The 19,668-nt window shown below is 66.9% G+C and carries 16 protein-coding genes and 1 other RNA gene; 14 read left to right on the top strand and 3 right to left on the bottom strand.

The genetic code is table 11. The features are described from left to right. Window positions 1–47: 47 nt before the first annotated feature. A complete protein-coding gene (locus MXA07_RS17855) occupies window positions 48–650 on the bottom strand; it encodes a TIGR00296 family protein (RefSeq protein ID WP_247729942.1) in 603 nt (200 codons plus the stop codon). 266 nt (window positions 651–916) lie between these two features. Between MXA07_RS17855 and rnpB the strand changes: the two genes are divergently transcribed. From rnpB to MXA07_RS17820, 7 genes are all read left to right on the top strand, one after another. Then, window positions 917–1,391, top strand: an RNA gene (gene rnpB / locus MXA07_RS17850) — RNase P RNA component. Between the two features lie 216 nt (window positions 1,392–1,607). Next, window positions 1,608–2,156 (top strand): GNAT family N-acetyltransferase, encoded by a 549-nt coding sequence (locus MXA07_RS17845; RefSeq protein ID WP_247729941.1) that lies wholly within the window; start codon window positions 1,608–1,610, stop codon window positions 2,154–2,156. Window positions 2,157–2,486: 330 nt separating this feature from the next. Beyond that, window positions 2,487–3,413, top strand: a complete 927-nt coding sequence (locus MXA07_RS17840; RefSeq protein WP_247729940.1) for a SagB/ThcOx family dehydrogenase — start codon at window positions 2,487–2,489, stop codon at window positions 3,411–3,413. Further along, window positions 3,406–4,446: a TOMM precursor leader peptide-binding protein gene (locus MXA07_RS17835; protein WP_247729939.1), complete on the top strand. Its 1,041-nt coding sequence runs from the start codon at window positions 3,406–3,408 to the stop codon at window positions 4,444–4,446. Before MXA07_RS17840 ends, MXA07_RS17835 begins: the two co-directional genes overlap by 8 nt. Beyond that, window positions 4,443–5,711, top strand: coding sequence for a YcaO-like family protein (locus MXA07_RS17830; protein WP_247729938.1), 1,269 nt, complete (start codon window positions 4,443–4,445; stop codon window positions 5,709–5,711). The genes MXA07_RS17835 and MXA07_RS17830 overlap by 4 nt, the downstream gene beginning before the upstream one ends. A gap of 244 nt (window positions 5,712–5,955) precedes the next feature. Further along, window positions 5,956–7,251 (top strand): MFS transporter, encoded by a 1,296-nt coding sequence (locus tag MXA07_RS17825; protein ID WP_247729937.1) that lies wholly within the window; start codon window positions 5,956–5,958, stop codon window positions 7,249–7,251. Continuing rightward, complete coding sequence (locus tag MXA07_RS17820) at window positions 7,244–9,064, top strand: S9 family peptidase (RefSeq protein ID WP_247729936.1); 1,821 nt, start codon at window positions 7,244–7,246, stop codon at window positions 9,062–9,064. Before MXA07_RS17825 ends, MXA07_RS17820 begins: the two co-directional genes overlap by 8 nt. 178 nt (window positions 9,065–9,242) lie before the next feature. On the opposite strand, the gene MXA07_RS17815 is transcribed toward MXA07_RS17820, so the two are convergent. Further along, the gene (locus MXA07_RS17815; protein ID WP_247729935.1) at window positions 9,243–9,977 is read right to left on the bottom strand and encodes an alpha/beta hydrolase; all 735 of its coding nucleotides are present in this window, start codon (window positions 9,975–9,977) and stop codon (window positions 9,243–9,245) included. Window positions 9,978–10,295: 318 nt separating this feature from the next. Here MXA07_RS17815 and MXA07_RS17810 point away from each other — a divergent pair, with 318 nt between their 5' ends. From MXA07_RS17810 to MXA07_RS17790, 5 genes are read left to right on the top strand one after another with little or no spacing between them, the layout of a single operon-like run. Then, a complete protein-coding gene (locus MXA07_RS17810; protein WP_247729934.1) occupies window positions 10,296–11,933 on the top strand; it encodes an ABC transporter substrate-binding protein in 1,638 nt (545 codons plus the stop codon). A 58-nt stretch (window positions 11,934–11,991) separates the two neighbouring features. Continuing rightward, complete coding sequence (locus MXA07_RS17805; protein WP_247729933.1) at window positions 11,992–13,011, top strand: ABC transporter permease; 1,020 nt, start codon at window positions 11,992–11,994, stop codon at window positions 13,009–13,011. 1 nt (window position 13,012) lies between these two features. Beyond that, a complete protein-coding gene (locus tag MXA07_RS17800; RefSeq protein WP_247731780.1) occupies window positions 13,013–13,924 on the top strand; it encodes an ABC transporter permease in 912 nt (303 codons plus the stop codon). After that, window positions 13,917–15,023, top strand: a complete 1,107-nt coding sequence (locus MXA07_RS17795; RefSeq protein WP_247729932.1) for an ABC transporter ATP-binding protein — start codon at window positions 13,917–13,919, stop codon at window positions 15,021–15,023. Before MXA07_RS17800 ends, MXA07_RS17795 begins: the two co-directional genes overlap by 8 nt. Beyond that, the gene (locus MXA07_RS17790; RefSeq protein ID WP_247729931.1) at window positions 15,020–16,141 is read left to right on the top strand and encodes an ABC transporter ATP-binding protein; all 1,122 of its coding nucleotides are present in this window, start codon (window positions 15,020–15,022) and stop codon (window positions 16,139–16,141) included. The genes MXA07_RS17795 and MXA07_RS17790 overlap by 4 nt, the downstream gene beginning before the upstream one ends. 187 nt (window positions 16,142–16,328) lie before the next feature. On the opposite strand, the gene MXA07_RS17785 is transcribed toward MXA07_RS17790, so the two are convergent. Next, complete coding sequence (locus MXA07_RS17785; RefSeq protein ID WP_247729930.1) at window positions 16,329–17,291, bottom strand: succinylglutamate desuccinylase/aspartoacylase family protein; 963 nt, start codon at window positions 17,289–17,291, stop codon at window positions 16,329–16,331. Window positions 17,292–17,504: 213 nt separating this feature from the next. Here MXA07_RS17785 and MXA07_RS17780 point away from each other — a divergent pair, with 213 nt between their 5' ends. Together MXA07_RS17780 and MXA07_RS17775 are read left to right on the top strand one after the other, a co-directional pair. Beyond that, entirely contained in the window at window positions 17,505–18,929 is a 1,425-nt protein-coding gene (locus MXA07_RS17780) for an aspartate aminotransferase family protein (protein ID WP_247729929.1), read from the top strand. Window positions 18,930–19,082: 153 nt separating this feature from the next. Then, entirely contained in the window at window positions 19,083–19,577 is a 495-nt protein-coding gene (locus MXA07_RS17775) for a DUF7529 family protein (protein WP_247729928.1), read from the top strand. The last annotated feature ends 91 nt before the right edge of the window (window positions 19,578–19,668 follow it).

Below are 19,668 nucleotides of genomic sequence, written 5' to 3'. Positions count from 1 at the left end.
TGGAGAGATACCAATTCACCCGGCGGTCACTGGACGCCAAAGCGTCCCTAGAGTTCCTCGATACTCCCGTCGGAGGCCCGCTCGCGGAAGACGTGGCCCTCGAAGAGCGTGACGCCGACGTCCTCGTCCTGCCAGGCGGTCGGGGGCAGGCCCGCCTTGCGGCAGGTGCGATCGAGGTACTCGCGCTCGCTCCAGCCGTGTTCGACGGGGACCGTCGGGTAGAGCCAGCCGCCCTGGCCGCGACCCTCGATCGCGACGCCGTGGCGACCGAGATCGAGGTCCGACAGTGGGTCGTCGGTCAGCAGGATGCTCCGGACGGCACAGACCGAGACGGTCAGGTTGTCGAGTTCGGTCGGGGTCACCTCCGAGCCGCAGGAGTCCTCGCTCGCGGCCTCGATCGCCGAGTCGACGATGACGTGGCCGAGCTGGTCGTCCGTCCGATAGCCGCCGGCACAGCCCCTGAGGCTGCCGCGGCCGCGGGTCGACTCGAGGCGGACGAACGCGCCGGTGCGCTCGTAGAACGCCTCGCGCATGCTACCCGGATGTTCTCGCTGCCCGTGTCGAACGAACGCTTCGACAGCTTCGCGTGCGAGCTCGACGGCCCGTGCGCCGTCCTCGTAGGAAAGCTCGACGCCCTGTCCCTGGGACATACAAGGGTAAATCGGGATTACCACCCAAAAGCGCTTCCATTCGATCCTGGGGCACATATTGCCGATCGCGAGGTTGAAATGGCCCGGCCATCTAGTGAATCGTGGGTGAGAGAGCCCGGCCGCCGCGTCGTGTGTCCCGGCAACGGGACGCTCGGAGACTCGACGAGGGAGTTGTCGCGGCCTCTTCGCGGCGCCCACCCCTCGGAGCAACGTTGGTCATCTCATCGAGATGCTCGACGCCCGAGAGCAACGTTGGCCATCTCTCCGAGATGCCCAACGCCCGCGAGGAAAGTCCCCCCACCCGCCGGACGGGTGACCGGACGCAAGTCCGGGACGGGAGACCGTCGGCGCTGGAACAGAAACGACACGTCTCGGCCCGACCGATGACGCGCGCGAACCCGACCGCGAGGAAGGGGAGTTAACCCGCAGAGGGAATGCGTGGCCGCACCGCGGCCACGTACGCGAGGCGGTGTAAACCGCCGAGCGGGCGATTCGGAGGCCGCAGGCCGAGAATCGCCGGAATGTGAGGCGGCGCGAGCCCCCTCACGTGCCCGTCCCACGTCGTTCATCGCGACGGCTCGTGTTCGACGCGATCCGGACGGGAGACGGCCGAGGATCGATGGAACGGCGAATCCTCACCGGTGCAAGTTCACGCCGCTGGTAGTCCGGCACTGCCGCCGTAGGCGGGCGGCGTGGACGCTCAGCCAAATGCCGGGGCGAACAGAAGGGGGCTTACTCCTCTCACCCGCTCTTTCGACGACCAGCGACGGCGTCGGCGCAGCCGGCTGCTGTGGCAGGCGCGGCCGACGTGCGGAGTACGCGGCCCCGATCCGTCGAACGACCGGGACGCCACGGTCACGTCGACGCGTAGTGACGTGACGCTGGAGATGCCGATCGACGATTTTGACACCGCATAGCAATCGGAAATATTATGTCGGTTCGTCGGGATGCTATCGTATGCCAGGGCCACCATTTCTGGAGGGAACGTCGATCACCCTTCGACCGCCGCATCGAGACGATATCGCCTTCGTCCAGCGACTGTGGAACGAGCCCGCCGTCCGTCGGTCGGCGCTGAGTGCCGTCCCGATGAACGACCGGCAAGCGGACTGGTACTACGAGAATCACCTCTCCAGTACGGATAACATCTACCTCCTCGTCTGCGAGGAATCGACGCCCATCGGAATGACGTCGCTGACCGCCTACGAGTACGGCCCGGACGCGACGACGACGGCGCGCTGCATGGAGTTGTCGACGTACCTGGCTCCGGAGCACCAGGGACAGGGATTCGGGACCGACGCGATCGAAACGATGGTCGAGTACGGGTTCGTCGAACGGAACCTCCGCCGGGTGACCGCCCGCGTCGGGGATTTCAACGCGGCTTCGAAGGCCGTCCTCGAGTCGCTCGGGTTCGCGCGGGAGGGGACGCTCCGCGAGGAAATGTGGTACCGTGGCGAGTACTACGACAAGCACTGGTACGGACTCTTGCGCGAGGAGTGGGAGCGGTAATCGAACGCGCCGTGACGGAAAAATGGGGGAACTATTGAACTGTCGGATCAGTATCCGATCGGGTCGTTAGTCGATTTCGCCCGAGGAGCTGGAGGAACTGCTTCCGCCGCCGCCGCCACCGCCGCCGTCTTCGAACTGTTCGTCAGCTTCGATAGTGATTTCCATCGTTTTCACCTCCGATCGAGAACGTCTCCCGTCCGTTCGGGGCGCCCTCGACAGCACGGTTCCACAACGCTACATATAAAAATTTGGGATATCATCACTCATTTAATATATAACATTTCTACCATACTGAAGATATTTATAATAGTTATATTGTATACTGATAGCATGGACGTTCATTCGGCCGCGAGGTCGCTGTCGGCAAAGCGCGTCGCCCCGACGAGTCGTCCGCTCGAGGACGTACCATACATCGATCAGTTCCGATCCGGCGAGCCCGGGCCGGCGGGCGACGTCGCCGAGCTGTTTCACGAGAACACGAAGTACACCGACGAACTCGAGCGCAAGCTCACGGCGTCCAGTGCGCGCCTGAGCGCCGACGAATTCCGGTGGCTGCAGTCACAGATCAATCCGACGTATCGCCACGGGCCACTCCGTTCGCTCCCGGACCCGGCCGACTCCCTCGATCGATCGCTGTCTCGAGCCTTGCGCGAGCGAGCGAGTCACCGGGCGTTCGCCGACGCGCCGCTGCGGGCCGAAACGCTCTCGACGCTTCTCGCCCACGCGTGCGGAACGTCGCGCACGGAGAAGCTCGCGTTCGACGGGCTGGAGGACGTCCGACAGCGGTTTCGAACCTATCCGTCTGGCGGCGCACTCTACCCGGTGGAGGTCTACCTCGCCATCCGAAACTGCGCGGACGTCGACCCCGGCGTGTACCACTACGATCACCGCGAGCACGGCCTCCGCCTGCTCGACCCGGCCGGGGAATCGTTCGATCGAACCCTCTCGAAGACGGTGATGTCGCCGAAGTCGGTGGTCGACGTCACCGAAGCGGGGGCGATGATCGTCCTGACGGGCGCATTCTGGCGATCGAAAGCCAAGTACGGACCCCGAGGATACCGGTTCGTCCTCCAGGAGTCCGGTCACGTCGCCCAGAATCTCCAGCTGGTCGGAACCGCACTCGGTCTCGGCTCCGTCCCGCTCGGGAGTTTCCACGATCGGCGCCTCAACGAACTGCTTGGCCTCGACGGCGTGACGGAGGCGGCGCTCTACAGTCTGGTCTTCGGGCCCCGCACGGACGGTGAGCGAGATGCCTGAGGCGCCGGATTCCGAGGGGCCGGATCGCGACTGTCCGGAACGACCGCTTTTGAACCCGACGGTGACGCCGCTGTGCCGGGACGGACGAACCCTCCATCTGGTCGCGAATCCGATGAACGGTCCGTCGTACACGCTACGCGACGAGGACGACGAGCGGGTGCTGGCGAAACTTCCGGTGCTGCTCGACGGCACGAGGCGCGTCGAGAACATCGCTCGCGAGCTCGAGTACGACGACGTGGATGCACTCAGGTCCGCGATCGAGGCGTTATACGACCGGAATCTCGTGCTCGACGGGGCGTCGGTCGAGCGTCCGTCGGTCGTCGGCTACGCTGCGCTGAAACCGACGATGCTCGAAGAACGTGCGCGCGACGGTATCGAGGCGACGGTCCTGGTCATCGGCCCCGAACGGCCGGGTGCGTACGTGCTGAACGATCTTCGAGACTACGGCGTGTCGAACGTGCGCGCCTCGGGGGCGGCGGCGAACGCGCTGGACCGCGATGACGGTCTCGCTCCCGCGACCGACCCGCTGGCAGACGAAGTCGAGCGAGCGGGGTTCGTCGTGGCGCTGGAACGGCTGCCCGGCGACGCTCGGTTGCGGGAGGTAAACGAGTTCGCGGTCGAGGCGGAGACGCCCCTGCTGGTCGCGACGATCGACCGGACCGCGGGCACGGTTGGGCCGACGATCGTTCCGAACCAGACGGCCTGTTACGATTGCTATCGAACGCGCCTCCGCGCGAACGCGAGCGATCCGGATCGCTTCGACGCGTACCTGTCCGGCGGCGCCGACCCCGAGACCGGGCCGCTCGAAGCGTTCGAGCGTATCATCGCGAGCTACGCGACGCTCGCGTGTCTCAATTACCTCCTGTCGGGGGCCGGGCTGACGGTCGGCAGTCAACTCACGTTCGACTTCTTCGAGTGGTCGATCGAGTCCAACGACGTGTTGAAGCTCCCGCGCTGTCCGTGTTGCAGCCGGGTGGAACTGGGCCACCAGCGCTTCGTCGAACTCGAGGACGTCTGGGAACCGGAACAATGAGCCGAATCGATCGTATCCCGGCCGATCTCCGTCCGTTCCTGGGCAGCCGGACGGGTCTCGTCCGGTCCCTTCACCCGCTGCAGCCCACCAGGGGCGGCTTCCAGGCGGTCAAGACGGACGCCACCCTCGCGTCGTACGACCGGTTGAGCGACCGTGACGGATCGGTCGAACTGGGTATCTGCGGGAAGGGTCGAACGGTAGCGGACAGTCTTCGAAGCTGTCTCGGCGAGGCCGTCGAACGATACTGCCTCCTCTTCGAACCGACCGACCGGCTACAGGTCGCGACCCACCGGGAGCTGCGAGCGGGTTCGACCCGGGTCGTCCCGTTCGAGTGCGCCGACCTCTTCACCGACGAGCAACTCGATCGCCACGAGTCGCTCGGTCCGATCGGGCCCGAGGAGGCGATGGCGTGGTGTCGGGCGAGGAATCTCCTGACCGGTGCGGACGTCCTCGCACCGGCGCAATTGCTCTGTTACACCGTGCCATCTCGCTATCCCTCGCCTTACATCGCCACGACGAACGGAACCGCGGGCGGACCGTCCCGGACGACCGCCCTGCTCGGTGGCCTGTACGAGTACATCGAACGCGACGCGGTCATGCGAACCTGGTATCGACAGCAGCCGCCGCCGCAGCTGTCCGTCGACGGCGACCAGGTACTCGACGGCGACGTGTCCAACCGGATCGAGTCGTCGCCGCTCGAGATTCGTTTCTTCGCACCGTCGAGTCCGCTGTCGATTCCCGTCGTCTGCTGTGCCGTCGTCGACCGGCGCGACCGCGTCCCGAAGTTCGTCATCGGTGGCGGCGCCGCGAGGACGTATCGGGCCGCACTGGTAGACGCGCTGTCCGAAGCCATCCAGTGTCGACCGTACGCTCGCCACCTGGCTCGCGAGTTCGACGGCGAGGCCGCGGCGCTCGCGGATCGTCCCATCGACAATCTCTCGGAGAACGTCCTACGGTACGCGTTGCCCGACCACTTCGACGATCTCGGCTTCCTGTTCGACGGACCGACGGTCGAGCCGGACACCACCGAAGCGTCCGAGGAGCCGGCCGCGGAACTTCGGTGGGTGCTGGAGCGCTGCCGGGCCCGCGAGGTAACGCCGATCGCGATCGACCTGACGACGCCCGACGTCCGCCGCGCCGGTGCGCACGTCGTCTCCGTCTACATTCCCGAACTGATTCCGCTCTCGTTGCCCTCGCTCCCCCACGCGAACCATCCGCGCGTCCGCGACGGGGACGTGACGACGAAGCCGCACCCGTACCCATGATCGACGCCGTCCGGACGCTCCGGTCGCCCGCAGGGCGAGCCCACCGGGAGACGCCCGAGTCGAATCGCACGATCGGCCCGAATCCAGCGCGCGCCGATCCGATTCGAGCGCCGGGCGATCGATTCCCGTGCGGGTATCTCCCACGATGGCGTCGGTCCGGCGCGGCGGAACGGCCGACCGACGGTCGACACGTTCGAACCATCCCGCGGCGGTCGAACGATCGCCGCCGACGGAGAGCGAGACCATGTTGAGGATACCGGGTCCCCTCAGGCGCCGCGGGTTCCTGGCGCTGTGGCTCGCACAGGTCGTCTCCAGCCTCGGCGATCGACTGTACGAGATCGCGCTCATCTGGCTCGTCTACGAGCAGACGGGCGATCCGCTCGCGGTGTCGGTCGTCACCTTCGCGAGCGTGTGTTCCGCCGCGGCCGCGACCGTTCCTGCGGGCGCGATCGTCGACCAGGTCGATCGCCGCTGGATCCTGGTCGTGAGCCACCTCGTCCGCGGTGGGGCGGTCGGGGTGATTCCGCTGCTCGGTGCCGCCAACGGATTGCTCACGCTGCTCGTCGGCGTCGCCGTCGTTTCCGGGGTGGCCGAGGCGTTCTTCGGGCCCGCGAAGAACGCGCTCATCCCCGAACTCGTTCCGCGGGCGGAACTGGATACGGCGAACTCGATCGCGTACGTCTCACGGAACGGGAGCCAGGTACTCTACGCGGTCGCCGGGGTGGTCGTGGGCGTCCTCGGGCCGATGGTAGCGTTTTCGATCGACGCTGCGACGTTCTTCCTCGCCGCGTGCGTGCTGTTTGCCATCCCGAACGCGAGTCGCCGCGCCGGCGAGCTGGCCGACGAAACCGCCGCTCCGGAGGGTCGCACTACCCGGTCAGTGGCCTCGCTCGCGGAGTTCAGGCGGGCGCTCGAGCTCCTCAAAACGAACGTCTATCTGCCGCCGATCATCGCGCTCTCGGTCGTCAGTTCGTTCGCGATCGGTCCGATCGGGATCGTCATCCCGTTCTACATCGAGTCGATCGCCGCGCCGAGCAGCGCGGTGTTCGGTGCCCTGTACGCCGCCTTCTTCGTCGGGATGCTGCTCGGTGGCGTCCTCCTCAGTACGACGGACCTGTCGCTGAGTCGGGGACGTCAGATCACGCTGGGAACGATCTTCTCCGGGATCGCCCTGGTTGCCATGGCGTTGCTCCCGCCGCTGGTCGGGCCGTCGCTGCTCGTCGCCGCCGGGTTGTTTCTGCTCTCCGGCGTCTTCACGATTTACGTCAAGATTCCGATCCGGACGTACGTGCAGCGATCGATTCCGAACGAACACCTCGGAAAGGTCCTCTCCCTGTTGAACCTGGCGATGCTCGTCGCCCCACCGACCAGCATCGTCGTCGCCGGCGTCCTGCTCGAGACGGCGGGTCCGATCGTCGTCCTCGCGGGCATCGGTGGACTGGTCACGGTCGCCGGCCTCGCATCGCTGGCGACGCCGCTGTGGCGGGCGGGCGAACCTGGCGCGACGTCTCCGTCGGGGGTGGCGCGAGCGGATGAGTGAGCCCGAGCGTCTGCTCGCTCGAGAGGTGGCGGTCTCGCCGACCTTCCTCGGCGCCGACGGCGCCCTCGCGTACCTCGAGGGCCCGACGACCGATCGTCGCGTGGTGATACGCGATGGGGGGATGACGGAGACGATCGAGCCGCCGTCGGCACCATCGTGGATCGTCGGTTCGCCGACTCGTCCCGAAGTCATCTGCGGAATCCAGCAGCCGGGAACCGAGTGCGTCGATTTCGTCCGGGTGACGAGAACGGGCGACGCTACCCACTTGTCGGACGGTTCGCGTGTGAACAGGTGGTGGGGCGGGTTCGGTCCCGACGGCGATCGGTTCGCCTATACCGCCAATCACCGCCGGTCGGACCACTTCGACGTCTACGTGCAGGAACGCGATCGGGGCGAGCAGGCGGCGACTCGCGTCTGCGAGGGCCGGGGCTGGTTCAACGTCGCCGGCTGGTCTCCGGGAGGCGATCGGCTGGCGCTCGTCGAAACGGAAGCGAACACCGAAAAGCGCCTCCACGTCCTCGACGTCGAAACGGGCGACCGTCGACGGATTACCGGCGACGATGCGGCTCGATTCAGCGGCGTCAGCTGGGGGCCCGACGGGTCGGCGGTGTACTGTACGACGGACCTCGATCGGGAGCTAACGGCGATCTGCCGGGTCGGACTCGACGACGGGTCGATCGAAACCGTCTACGAGTCCGACTGGAACGTCGAGGCGTTCGGGCTCGATCCGGAGACGCGAACGGCCGTCTTCGTCGAAAACGCGTCGGGCTACTCGAAGCTCTCGATCGGGAGCCTGTCGTCGGCGACCGAGATCGAACCGACCCACGTCGACGTCTTCGAGCCCGGCGTGATCGAGTCTGTGACCGTCTCGCCGGGCGCCGACGCCGTCGTCGCGCGGCAGTCGAGCGACGCGGTACCGAGTCGGATCGCGCGATACGAGCCGGCGGCCGGCGAGTGCGCGACGGTCACGGAGACGCGCGTCCGCGACGGCAGTCTCTCGCGCAGGCGCGTCGAGTTCGAATCGACGGACGGCCGGTCGATTCCGGCCGTTCTCACGCTGCCGCGTGCGGCCGAAGACGGCGCCGTGGCGGTGATCGTCGACGTGCACGGTGGCCCGGACGGACAGCATCGGCCGCGATACAACCCGCGGAAACAGTACTTCCTCCGTCGCGGGTTCGGATACTTCGAACCGAACGTGCGCGGGTCGAGCGGCTACGGCGCGTCGTACCGCGCGCTCGACGACGGGGCCGACCGATGGGACGCGATCGACGACCTCGTCGCGGGGGGCGAGTGGCTCGAACGCCAGCCGCGAGTGGCGGGTGAGGAACTTGTCTTGCTCGGCGAATCCGCCGGCGGGCTGGCGGTGCTTCTGGCCCTGGCCGTGGCACCCGAACGCTTTCGCGCCGGCATCTCGATCGCCGGCATCACCGACCTCGTGTCCTACCTCGAAGAGACGAGCGCGTGGCGGCGAGCGCAACGCCAGCGAGAGTACGGCTCGCTCGAGACCGACCGTGACCTCCTCAGGGAGCTGAGTCCGGTGAGCCACGTCGATTCGATCCGCGCGCCGGTCCTGCTCGTCCACGGCGAGCAGGACGAGCGGGTCCCGGTCGCACAGCTCTACGCGTTCGAACGCGCGGCTCGCGCGGCCGGCATCGACGTCGAGACGCTGGTGTTTCAATCGGCGGGACACCGGATCAGGGACCCAAACCGACGCACCGAAGTGCTCGAACGGTGTCACGAGCTGGCCCGATCGGTAACGCGCGAGTCGGACGCGGGGTCTCCAGCGTCCGGGTCGAACGCTGGGTCGCGGTGACGAACCATCGACGAGAACGATCGGCGATCTTTTCCGCGGCCCGTGCGTGGTGCACCCGGACCGACTGACGCCGTAGCCTCTCCTCGCAGGTCGGGTTCGTTCGCGCTCGCCCGCACCGACCGGTGACCCGTCCCGCGATCGACACCGACGCTGGACGCCAGGTTACAGCCACTGGCGCTCAGCCGCGTAAATCCGTCGTCAGCCGATCGCCCCACCGCTCGTTTCGGTCGGGGTCGAGGTACGCGCCGTGGCTCCCGACGACGGCGGTGACGTCGACCGTGGTGAGCGGCGCCGTTCGCGAACCCGTCTTTCCGCACCGGGGGCCGTCGGTGCCGAGGGCCTGGTGCAACGCGAGCACTCTGTAAACCCAGCGAAGGACTTGATCGCGCCGCGAGACGTAGGCGTAGACCGAGCCGGCGGACGAGCGGATCCCGTCCTCGTACGGACCACCGGGACAGACCGCGTCGGCGTCGACGCCCGGTGCGAGCAACGCGACGGCGTCGAAGACGACGGCCCCGTCCAGGGCGGACAGTGCTCGCAGCCCGAGGCGCGCGCCCAGCGAGTGGGCGACCAGCCGGAGGTCGACGTCGGGCCGGCGATTCCGAAAGCGGCGGAGCCAGTCGGCCAGCGCCGCCCCGGCCGCGTCCGCCCGTCGACGCGCGCGCCAGAAGTTCGGCGTGGCGGCCGTCCACTGGACCGGGACGACGAGCGCCGGTTCGTCGCGGCTCGCGAACGCGCGTTCGAACGCGGCCGCGTCAGCGACGCTCGACCGGCGCCCGAACCAGCCGTGGACGAACAGCGTCACCCCGTCGCGCTCGGCGAGGGGCGGGTTCGGGCCCGCGAGCTCGACCGAAGGGTCGGTTTCCGGCGCCCCGCCGATCCGAAGTCGCGGATCGATCGCGGAATCGGCCATGTGACGCGGTCGTTCGAGCCCGTCTGCGATAGTGGCTGTGGTCCGGCCGTCCGATCGCCAGATACCGCGACCTCGGCGGCCCCGACGAACCGTCGCCTCCGGGCCGTTCGACGTTCATCCGCGGATCGAGGCCCTGTCATCCCCGCGGTATTCGGCCGGCACCGGTCCGAACGAAAGACTTCGACGTTCGGATACAATTTTTAATATCTAAAGTATATACGGTATATATAATGAATGAAGGCAAATTCTGTCTAGTATAACTGGGAAAATTAACTCAGATGCGAAAAAGCTTTCCCGGCCTGGTTCAAGGTGGTGGTTATGTCAGCAGACGAAACCGGCATCGATCGACGCCAGTTCCTCGCGGTCGCGGGAACGGGCGCAGCTACTGCAACGCTATCGGGCTGTCTCAATCTGGACGAACCCAGTGGCGACGGCGACGATGGCGGCGACGGTGGCGACGGAAGCGGAAACGAACTGGTCTACATCGATCTGGACTCGCTCACGACGACCGATCCGGCCCGCGCGAGCGGCGCGTCGGATTACTCGGCGATCATCAACATCTACGATCCGCTCTTCTACGTCGAGGCGGAGACCTTCCGGACGATCGAGAATCTCGCGACCGACTGGGAGGCGAGCGACGACGGCACGCAGTACGAGGTCACGATCCGCGACGACGCCACCCACCACAACGGGGACCCGGTGACGGCCGAGGACGTCGCGTTCTCGATGAACCGGCTCATGTCGATCAACGAGTCGCCCGCCTCCGTCTTCGCGGGTATCTTCGGCGAAAACGCCGCCGAGGCGGTCGACGAGACGACGGTCTCGTTCGACCTCCAGATCGCGTACGCGCCGGTGCTCACCGCGCTCACGCAGCTGTTCGTCGTCAACTCGAACGAGGTTCGCGACGCGGGCGAGGACTACCTGAACGACAACACCGCCGGCTCCGGGCCGTACGAACTCGACGGGCTCACGGAGGGCAGCCGCCTGTCGCTCACCGCGTTCGAGGACTACTGGGGCGGCTGGGAGGACGATCAGTTCGACAGTGCCCGCCACGAGGTCATCTCGGAGGAGTCGACCGCCCGCATCATGATGGAGCAGGGCGACGCCGACCTGACGAGCAAGTTCCTCTCGGCGGACACCTACGACGAACTCGAGGGCTACGACAACGTCCGGGTGGCCGTCCAGCCGGAGCTGTTCCTCTGGCACATCACGATGAACACACAGAAGCCGCCGTTCGACGACGTCAAGGTCCGCGAAGCCGTCGCACACAGCTTCGACTACCAGGCCGTCGTCGAGAACGTCCTGCGCGACGGGCAGCCGGCGGCCGGACCGGTCCCGGTCGGCATGCCCGGTCACAACGACGACCTCGAACCCTACGGACAGGATCTCGACGCCGCGCAGGCGGCCCTCGAGGAGTCCTCGTACACGGTCGAGGAGATCAACTCCTACGAGATGGAGCACATGTACACGAACGCGGTCGCGTGGGCCGAGCCGATCACGCTCATCCTCGAAGACGGACTCGGCGAACTCGGCATCTCCATCCAGTCGAACAACACGCCGTGGGCGCAGATGCTCGAACGGGCGAGTAGCCAGGACACGACGCCGCACTTCACGCAGGTCGGCAACACCGCCCGCATCGCCTCGCCGGACTGGCACACCTACGGCCAGTACCACCCCTCGGTGCAGGGCGAGATCAACGCTTCCGCCTGGTACGAGAACGACGAGGTGACGACGCTCCTCGAAGACGCCCGGACGACCTTCGACGAGGAAGAGCGGTTCTCGAAGTACCGCGAGGCCCAGTCGCTCGTCTACGAGGACTATCCGAGCATCTTCATCGCGAACCCGGCCTACAAGGCGGGCATCAACGAGAACCTCGGCGGCTGGAAGTACCGCGGCGTTCTCTCCTACGAGCACCGCTGGTACGAGATGTTCCGCGACGGTGACGGACGCGCCTGAATAGACACACCCCCGCTCGAACCCCCGACAACACTACACGGAACTCACCACACTATCGATGTCGTTCACCTCGTACCTGGCGCGACGACTCGGACAGAACGTCCTGGTAATCGTGGCGCTCTCGACGTTCATCTTCTTCATCGCCCGGATCCTCCCCGGCGATCCGGTTCGCGTGGCGCTGGGCCAGCACGCCAGCGAGGAGCAGGTCCAGGAGATGCGACGCGAGATGGGCCTCAACGAACCGCTCTACGTCCAGTTCTTCGACTGGGCGAGCGGCATGCTCCAGGGCGACTGGGGCACGGCGCTGCGAACGGGAAACCAGGTCTCGCAGGACATCATCGTCCGCCTGCCCGCGACGCTCGAACTCGTCATCGTCGCGATGACGTTCGCGGTGGTACTCGCCATCCCCTTCGGCATGATCTCGGGGATCAACAAGGACCGCTGGCAGGATCACGTCTCGCGCATCACGACGCTGACGGGCATCTCCATGCCCCGCTTTTGGGTCGCGATCCTGTTGCAGGTGGTCTTCGTCGCCTGGCTCGGCCTCTTCCCGCTGACGGGGCGCATCTCCCCGAACCTGGAGGCGCCGCCGACCATCACCGGCCTCTACCTGATCGACAGCCTCGTCACCGGTCGGTGGGCGACGTTCGTCGACGTCGCACACCACATCGTCCTGCCCGGGTTCGCGCTCGGCCTGGCGACGCTCGCGCAGGTGACGCGGCTCATCCGCTCGGAGATCATCGAACAGCAGCGCAAGGACTACATCCTCGCCGCGAACGCCTGGGGGATGCCCGCGAACCTGATCCACTACAAGTACATGCTCAAGAACGCGTTTACGAGTTCGCTGACCATCCTGGGGCTGTCCTTCGGCTTCATCCTGGGCAACGCCTTCCTGATCGAGATCATCTTCTCCTGGCCGGGCTTCGCCCGCTACGGCGTCGACGCGCTGCTCTTCCAGGACTTCAACGCCATCGTGGGGGTCGTGATCGTCGTCGGCATCGCCTTCGTCACCGCGAACCTGGTCGTCGACATCCTGTACGGTTACCTGGACCCCCGCGTGCGCTACGGAGGTGACTGAGATGGGCGCGACCGAAACCGCCGACGGGGAGTCGGCCGACGACTACGGCCGTCGCGCCCGCAAGGAGCGACTGGTGCGGGCCTGGCGCCGCCTCTCGAGCAACACGCTGACCGTCGTCGGCCTGCTCATGCTGCTGACCGTCTTCATCGCGGCAGTCTTCGCGCCGGAACTCGCCCCCTACCCGGAAGACGCGAGCGGTGCGATCCACTTCGACCAGGCCTCCCAGCCGCCCAGCTGGGAGCACCCGATGGGCACCGACACGAACGGGCGAGACATCTTCTCGCGGGTGCTCTTCGGCGCGCGCATCTCGCTGATGATGGCGGCGGTCGTCCTCTCGATCGGCGTCGGGATCGGCGTCCCGCTCGGTCTGATCGCGGGCTACTTCGGCGGGACGGTCAACGCCCTCATCATGCGGACGACCGACGTCTTCCTCGCGATCCCGCCGATCGTCCTCGCGCTGGCGATCACGGCCGCTGTCGAGCCGTCGCTGCGCAACGCCATGATCGCCGTCGCGTTCGCCTGGTGGCCGTGGTACGTCCGGCTCACGCAGGGCGAGGTGCTCTCGGTCAAGGAGGAGACGTACGTCGAGGCCAGCGAGTCCATCGGGACGAAGTGGCCCCGAGTCATCCGCAAGGAGATCCTGCCGAACATCATCGCCCCGCTCTCGGTGAAGATCACGCTCGACGCCGGCTTCGTGATCCTCGTCGGCGCGGGGCTGGCCTTCCTCGGGCTCGGCGCCCAGCCGCCGACGGCCGACTGGGGCGCGATGGTGGCCGACGGCCGCGACAACGTCACCAACTTCTGGTGGATCGCGACGATGCCCGGCCTCGCCATCTCGTTCACCGTCCTCGGCTTCAACATGGTCGGCGACGGGCTTCGCGACCTGTTCGACGTGGAGGTAGACGATGTCTGATTCACTGCTCTCGATCGAGAACCTGAACGTATCGTTCCGGACCGAGGAGGGGCGCGCGGAGGTGATAAACGGCCTCGACCTCGCCCTCGATCGCGGCGAGACCGTCGGGATCGTCGGCGAGACCGGCTGCGGCAAGAGCGTCACCGCGAAGACCATCCTCGGATTGCTCCCCGAAAACGCCGAGATTCCGGAAGGACGGGTCGCCCTCGACGGCGAGAACGTCCTCGAACTCCCCGACGGACAGCGCCACGCGATGCGCGGAAAGCGGGTGAGCATGATCATGCAGGACCCGATGACGTCGCTCAACCCCGTCTTCACGGTCGGCGAGCAGATGGTCGACGTCCTCAAGTGGCAGGGCAGAGAGCGCGTCTCGATCACGGGCTGGCTGCGCGACAAATTCCGCGACGACGCCGACCTCCGCGAGCGCGCGCTCGAGATGCTCGAAGAGGTCCAGATCTCCGCGCCCGACCGCGTCTTCGACAGCTACCCCGTCGAACTCTCCGGCGGGATGCGCCAGCGCGTCCTCATCGCGATCGCGCTCCTGCTCGAACCGGACCTCCTGATCGCCGACGAACCGGGCACCGCCCTCGACGTGACGACCGAGTCGAAGATCCTCGACCTGCTCGAGGACCTGACCGAAACGCGCGACACGGGCGTGCTCTACATCACGCACGACCTCGGCGTCGCCAAGGAGATCTGCGACCGGATCAACGTGATGTACGCCGGCGAGATCGTCGAGGAGGCGGCCACCGCGGAGCTCTTCGCCAGCCCCGATCATCCCTACACGCGCGGCCTGCTCGACAGCATCCCGCGCCTCGCCGAGGAGATGGGCTCCGGGATGGCGGGAGGCCTGCCGAGTTACATCGACCCGCCGACCGGCTGTCGCTTCGCGCCCCGCTGTCCGTACGCGGAACCGGAGTGTAGCGAGTACGTCCCGTATCGCCGGACCCACCGCGAGGATCACTCCGTCGCCTGTCACATGTTCGAGGGCGAGGCGACGTACGAACACGAAGCGCTCCTCGCGGAGCAGGTCGACGAACACGTCGATCAGAGCGACTTCGACGACGACCCCCGGCCGGTCGTGGAGGGTGAACGATGAGCTCCGACGAAGCGGGGACGAGGGCCGGGTCGATCGGACGGGCCGACGCACCGGCGGAGACCGGACCGGTCGACGTCGCGGCCGAGACGAACCGGGCCGACGACGCCGTCCTCCGCGTCGAGGGCCTGAAGAAGCACTTCCCCGTCACCGAGGGCATCTTCCGACGCGAGGTCGACCAGGTCCGGGCCGTCGACGGCGTCAGCTTCGCCATCCCGGAAGGCGAGACCTTCGGCCTGGTCGGCGAATCCGGCTCCGGCAAGACGACGGTCGCCAAATCCGTCCTCCGCATCGAGGAGCCGACCGCCGGCACCGTCGAGGTCGCCGGCGAGTCCGTCACCGACATGGACAAGGCCGAATTGCGGAGCTTTCGCAAGAACATGCAGATGGTCTTCCAGGACCCCACCTCGAGTCTCAATCCGCGAAAGCACGTCGGCGAGGCCATCGAGGAGCCGATGAAGGTCCACGACGTGGGGACGGCCGAGGAGCGCACCGAGCGCGCGAAGGAGTTGCTCGAGACCGTCGGCCTCACGGAGGAGTACTACTACCGCTACCCGAACGCGCTCTCGGGCGGGCAGAAACAGCGCGTCGCGATCGCCCGTGCGGTGATCCTCAATCCCGCGCTGGTCGTCATGGACGAGCCGACGAGCGCGCTCGACGTCTCGGTGCAGGCCCGCATCGTCGACCTCTTCGACCGGATCCAGTCGGAGTTCAACATCACCTCGCTGTTCATCAGTCACGACCTCTCGCTGGTGAAGAACGTCGCCGACCGGATCGGCGTCATGTACCTCGGCAAGATCGTCGAGATGGGCGAGACCGAGGCCGTCTTCGAGAACCCCCAGCACCCCTACACGCGCGCGCTCCTCTCGGCCATCCCCACCATCTCCGAGGCCGACGAGGCCCGCAAGCCCGAGCGGATCGAACTCGAGGGCGAGATCCCCGATCCCCGCGAGAAGCCGACCGGCTGTTCGTTCCGCACGCGCTGCCAGCACGCCTTCGGGGCGTGTTCGAACCGGGAACCGCCGTTCTACCGGGTCGAACCCGGAACCGACCACGTCGCGCGCTGTCTCCTCCACGACGAGGAGCACGCCGCCGACGCGCCGGCGTGGACCGCGCGCTGATCGGGCGGCGATACCGGACCGGCTCGCCGAGGGCCCGTTCGGTTCTCTATTGTAAAATTTTACGTTCGTCCATCCGAATGCGAGCGGCGGCGGACTCGAGCCGTGCGGTCCCACCATCCGGCGAACGCCACGGCGGGCGACGCCGATCGAAACACGGTCGCGAGAACGAAGTCGCGCTATCGGACGATTACGCGCTCTCCTGGGGCGTCAGCTGCAGCGCCCAGTCGCCGGGTCGAACCATTGGATACGACCGCATGCAGACGAGGATGCCGTCGTACTGGGCCACGAACGTCTCGACGACCTCGCCCTCGACGTTCGTGATGCGGGCCAGTTCGTCGCCCTCTGACACCTCGTCGTTACAGTCGACGTTCGGTTCGAAGAAGCCGCCCGCCGAGGCGTGGTGCCAGTCCGATCCGGAGTGGACGGAGAACTCTCCGTCCGTGGTCGGTTCGCCGTTCAGGACGCCGACCTCCTTCGCGATATTTTCGATCGCGTGAACGTTCATCTCGTAGTACTCCGGAGAAATGTGGCCGAGGCCGCCGGCCTCGACGACGGCCGAGGGGATACCCTCGTCGATGAGCTCCGTGCCCATCGACCCGCCGAATTCGCTCGAGACGCCCACCGCGTACGGGAGGTCCGCGGCCCGACACATCGCCACCGATTCCTCCTCGAGGTCGTCGCCGGTCTCCGAGAAGATGCAAAAGCCCGCGACCTCGTACTCGTTGCCGCCGTTGTGGAAGTCCGCGAAGTAGTCGGCGTGCTCGAGCGCGAGCGAGTAGAGCCGATCCGCGAGCATCTCCGAGAAGTAGCCGTTCTGGCTCCCGGGGAAGCTCCGGTTGACGTCGCGGCCGTCGACGCCGGTGAGGCGCTGCTTGTTCGCGAAGGCCGTCGGGTTCGCGACCGGGACGCCGACGATCGTCCCGCTGACGTCCGCCGGGTCGATGTCCAGCAGGACGTCGCGAAGCGCGCGAGCGCCGACGTGTTCGGAGCCGTGGAGGCCGCCCTGGAGCCAGATCGTCGGCCCCTCGCCGTTGGTGATGACGCGAACCCGAAGGTCGAGCTCCGACATGTCCGCGTCGGTCGCGATCGGCACGGTCACCCACTCGCTCGATCCGTCGGGGACGGACGTCCCGTCGAATTCGATTGCCATAGCGAGGCCTGCCGCCGGAGGAGAATAAAACCTGAGGTTTCGACAATCGAGTCCGGTAGTTCGAAATATTCGCACTCGATTAGTGCAATTCATCCGTCTCTATTACTATTCTGATGGGTAGATAGATGATGTTACGAATAATATGTTCGTCCAGTATCCGTCGTAATTTCACGACTTCCAAAAGTGTTTATCGGTGCAGTCGGATCCGAACCTATGGGAGAGCTACCAGCCATCAGCGAGCTGCACTTCGCCGAGGAGCCCTCGGTCTCCGGCTCGGTGCCGGGACCGAACGCGAGGGCGCTCCTCGATCGCCAGGAATCGATCGAAGCGAGCACCGTCGCCTACCCGAAGTCCGTGCCGTTCGCGCCCGCGGAGGCGGCGGGAGCGACGGTCAGAGACGTCGACGGCAACACGTTCCTCGACTTCTTCGCGGGGATGAGCGTCCTCAACGTCGGCCACTCGAACCCGTACGTGCTCGAGGGCGTCGAGGATCAGCTGGGGTCGATCGCGCACACGCTCGACTTTCCGACGGAACCCCGCCTCGACCTGATCGAGAAACTGAACGAGATCGCCCCTGGCGACCTCGCGGGCAACGCCACGGCCGCCTTCGGCGGGCCGACGGGCAGCGACGCGATCGAGGCCTCGATCAAGCTCGCCAAGCACGTCACCGGCGGCGACGAGCTCATCGCATTCCGCGGCTCGTACCACGGCGGGAGCGCCGGCGCGCTCTCGCTGACCGCCGGCCGGGCGTTCAAGAACGACGTGGCGCCCCTGCTTGCGGACGTCACGCACCTCCCGTTCCCGCACCCGACGCGCTCGCCGGCGCCGGGGACCGCCGACGAGGCCGCCGCGATCTGCCCCGTCGACGGCCCCTGTTGCGAGGACCCCCGATGCGCGCTCGCTCTGGAGAACGTCCGCGAACTCCTCGAGGATCCCTACAGCGGGATCTCTGACCCGGCGGGGATCTGGATCGAGCCGATCCAGGCGACCGGCGGCATCGTCACGCCGCCCGAAGGCTTCCTTCCGGGGCTGAAGGAACTCTGCGAGCGAAACGACATCCCGCTGATCCTCGACGAGATCCAGACGGGGATGGGCCGCACCGGCGAGTGGTGGGCCAGCGACGTCTACGACGTGACGCCGGACATCATGCCGGTCTCGAAGTCCATCGGCGGCGTCGGTCTGCCCCTCTCGGTGACGGTCTACCGCGAGGACTACGACACCTGGGGGCCTGGCGCCCACGGGGGCACCTTCCGCGGGAACGTCCCCGCGATGGTCGGCGGCCTCCGCGCCATCGAGTACATCGAGGAACTGGACCTGCTCCCACGCGCCCGCCGCCTGGGGGGAACGATCCAGTCCCGGCTGGAGGCCATCGCGGATCGAACGGACGAGATCGTCGACGTCCGCGGCGCGGGCCTCATGTGGGGTGCCGAGTTCGACCCCGCGACCGAGGGCGTCTCCGGCGCCGACCGCGTCTCCGAGATCCAGCAGGCGGCCTTCGAGAGCGGCGTCCTCGTCTGGTCGGCCGGCCGCGACGGCGCCGTGCTCCGGCTGATGCCGCCGCTCGTCGTCACCGAGACCCAGCTCGAGGTCGGCCTCGACATCGTCGAGTCGGCCGTCGAGTCCGCGATCGACGGATAATCGACGGAGCCGGCGCCGCGGGTTACCGGTCGACCGTCGCCGGTTGTTGACGACTCGGCTTCGGGTCGCTCGCGACCCGTGACCGGGCCGGACGAACGGACCAGTCGCAGTCGATGTGAACAGTCTTTAGCCGTCCGATCACCCAGGGACGATATGGCACACTTCCTCGAACGCGAGGCGATCGCCCGCTACTGGTCGGACTTCGTCGACGACTGCGAGGCGATCGCGGCCGACGACCGCGAGGCCGGCTGGGAGACTCACCTCCTCTCGCCGGGCGACGTTACCCCCATCGCCGACCCGCCCGAGCACGCCGGACTCGACGTTCTCGTCCCGGGCGAGACGTTCGACACCTTGCGGGAGTGGGTCGAGGACGACGGACGCACGTTCGAGCGCACCACCGTCTACCGTCAGGCGCGCGAGAACGTCGTCTTCCTCTTACTCTCACTGTACGACGAACCGACCGAGACCGCCATCTACGTTCCGATGACCTATCACGTCGGCGGCGCCGAGGCGATGATCGAGGCCGTTCGATCGAGCGAGACGATCACGATCACGCTCCGCCCGCTCTCCGGCGACGACGCCGTCCAGTTCGGCCACGACGAACCCGACCTATTCCTCCCGCCCGAATCGACCGAGGACGACGCCTGATACGGTTTACAACTGCCGACTAGGCCAACTGGAACGGTCCGGAACACGTTTCCGACCCGCTGGCTGTGGTCCGGCATATCGACGCAAAGAG

Origin of the sequence: Halovivax limisalsi (genome assembly GCF_023093535.1) — an archaeon.
GTDB classification, from domain to species: Archaea; Halobacteriota; Halobacteria; order Halobacteriales; family Natrialbaceae; genus Halovivax; species Halovivax limisalsi.
This window is presented reverse-complemented; position numbering and strand designations above follow the sequence as displayed.

Coding starts and splice junctions, on each gene's coding strand:
- MXA07_RS17855 (WP_247729942.1), bottom strand. CDS start 650: ATGTCCCAGGGACAGGGCGTCGAGCTTTCCTACGAGGACGGCGCACGG.
- MXA07_RS17840 (WP_247729940.1), top strand. CDS start 2,487: ATGGACGTTCATTCGGCCGCGAGGTCGCTGTCGGCAAAGCGCGTCGCC.
- MXA07_RS17800 (WP_247731780.1), top strand. CDS start 13,013: ATGGGCGCGACCGAAACCGCCGACGGGGAGTCGGCCGACGACTACGGC.
- MXA07_RS17820 (WP_247729936.1), top strand. CDS start 7,244: ATGAGTGAGCCCGAGCGTCTGCTCGCTCGAGAGGTGGCGGTCTCGCCG.
- MXA07_RS17790 (WP_247729931.1), top strand. CDS start 15,020: ATGAGCTCCGACGAAGCGGGGACGAGGGCCGGGTCGATCGGACGGGCC.
- MXA07_RS17815 (WP_247729935.1), bottom strand. CDS start 9,977: ATGGCCGATTCCGCGATCGATCCGCGACTTCGGATCGGCGGGGCGCCG.
- MXA07_RS17795 (WP_247729932.1), top strand. CDS start 13,917: ATGTCTGATTCACTGCTCTCGATCGAGAACCTGAACGTATCGTTCCGG.
- MXA07_RS17775 (WP_247729928.1), top strand. CDS start 19,083: ATGGCACACTTCCTCGAACGCGAGGCGATCGCCCGCTACTGGTCGGAC.
- MXA07_RS17780 (WP_247729929.1), top strand. CDS start 17,505: ATGGGAGAGCTACCAGCCATCAGCGAGCTGCACTTCGCCGAGGAGCCC.
- MXA07_RS17830 (WP_247729938.1), top strand. CDS start 4,443: ATGAGCCGAATCGATCGTATCCCGGCCGATCTCCGTCCGTTCCTGGGC.
- MXA07_RS17810 (WP_247729934.1), top strand. CDS start 10,296: ATGTCAGCAGACGAAACCGGCATCGATCGACGCCAGTTCCTCGCGGTC.
- MXA07_RS17825 (WP_247729937.1), top strand. CDS start 5,956: ATGTTGAGGATACCGGGTCCCCTCAGGCGCCGCGGGTTCCTGGCGCTG.
- MXA07_RS17785 (WP_247729930.1), bottom strand. CDS start 17,291: ATGGCAATCGAATTCGACGGGACGTCCGTCCCCGACGGATCGAGCGAG.
- MXA07_RS17805 (WP_247729933.1), top strand. CDS start 11,992: ATGTCGTTCACCTCGTACCTGGCGCGACGACTCGGACAGAACGTCCTG.
- MXA07_RS17835 (WP_247729939.1), top strand. CDS start 3,406: ATGCCTGAGGCGCCGGATTCCGAGGGGCCGGATCGCGACTGTCCGGAA.
- MXA07_RS17845 (WP_247729941.1), top strand. CDS start 1,608: ATGCCAGGGCCACCATTTCTGGAGGGAACGTCGATCACCCTTCGACCG.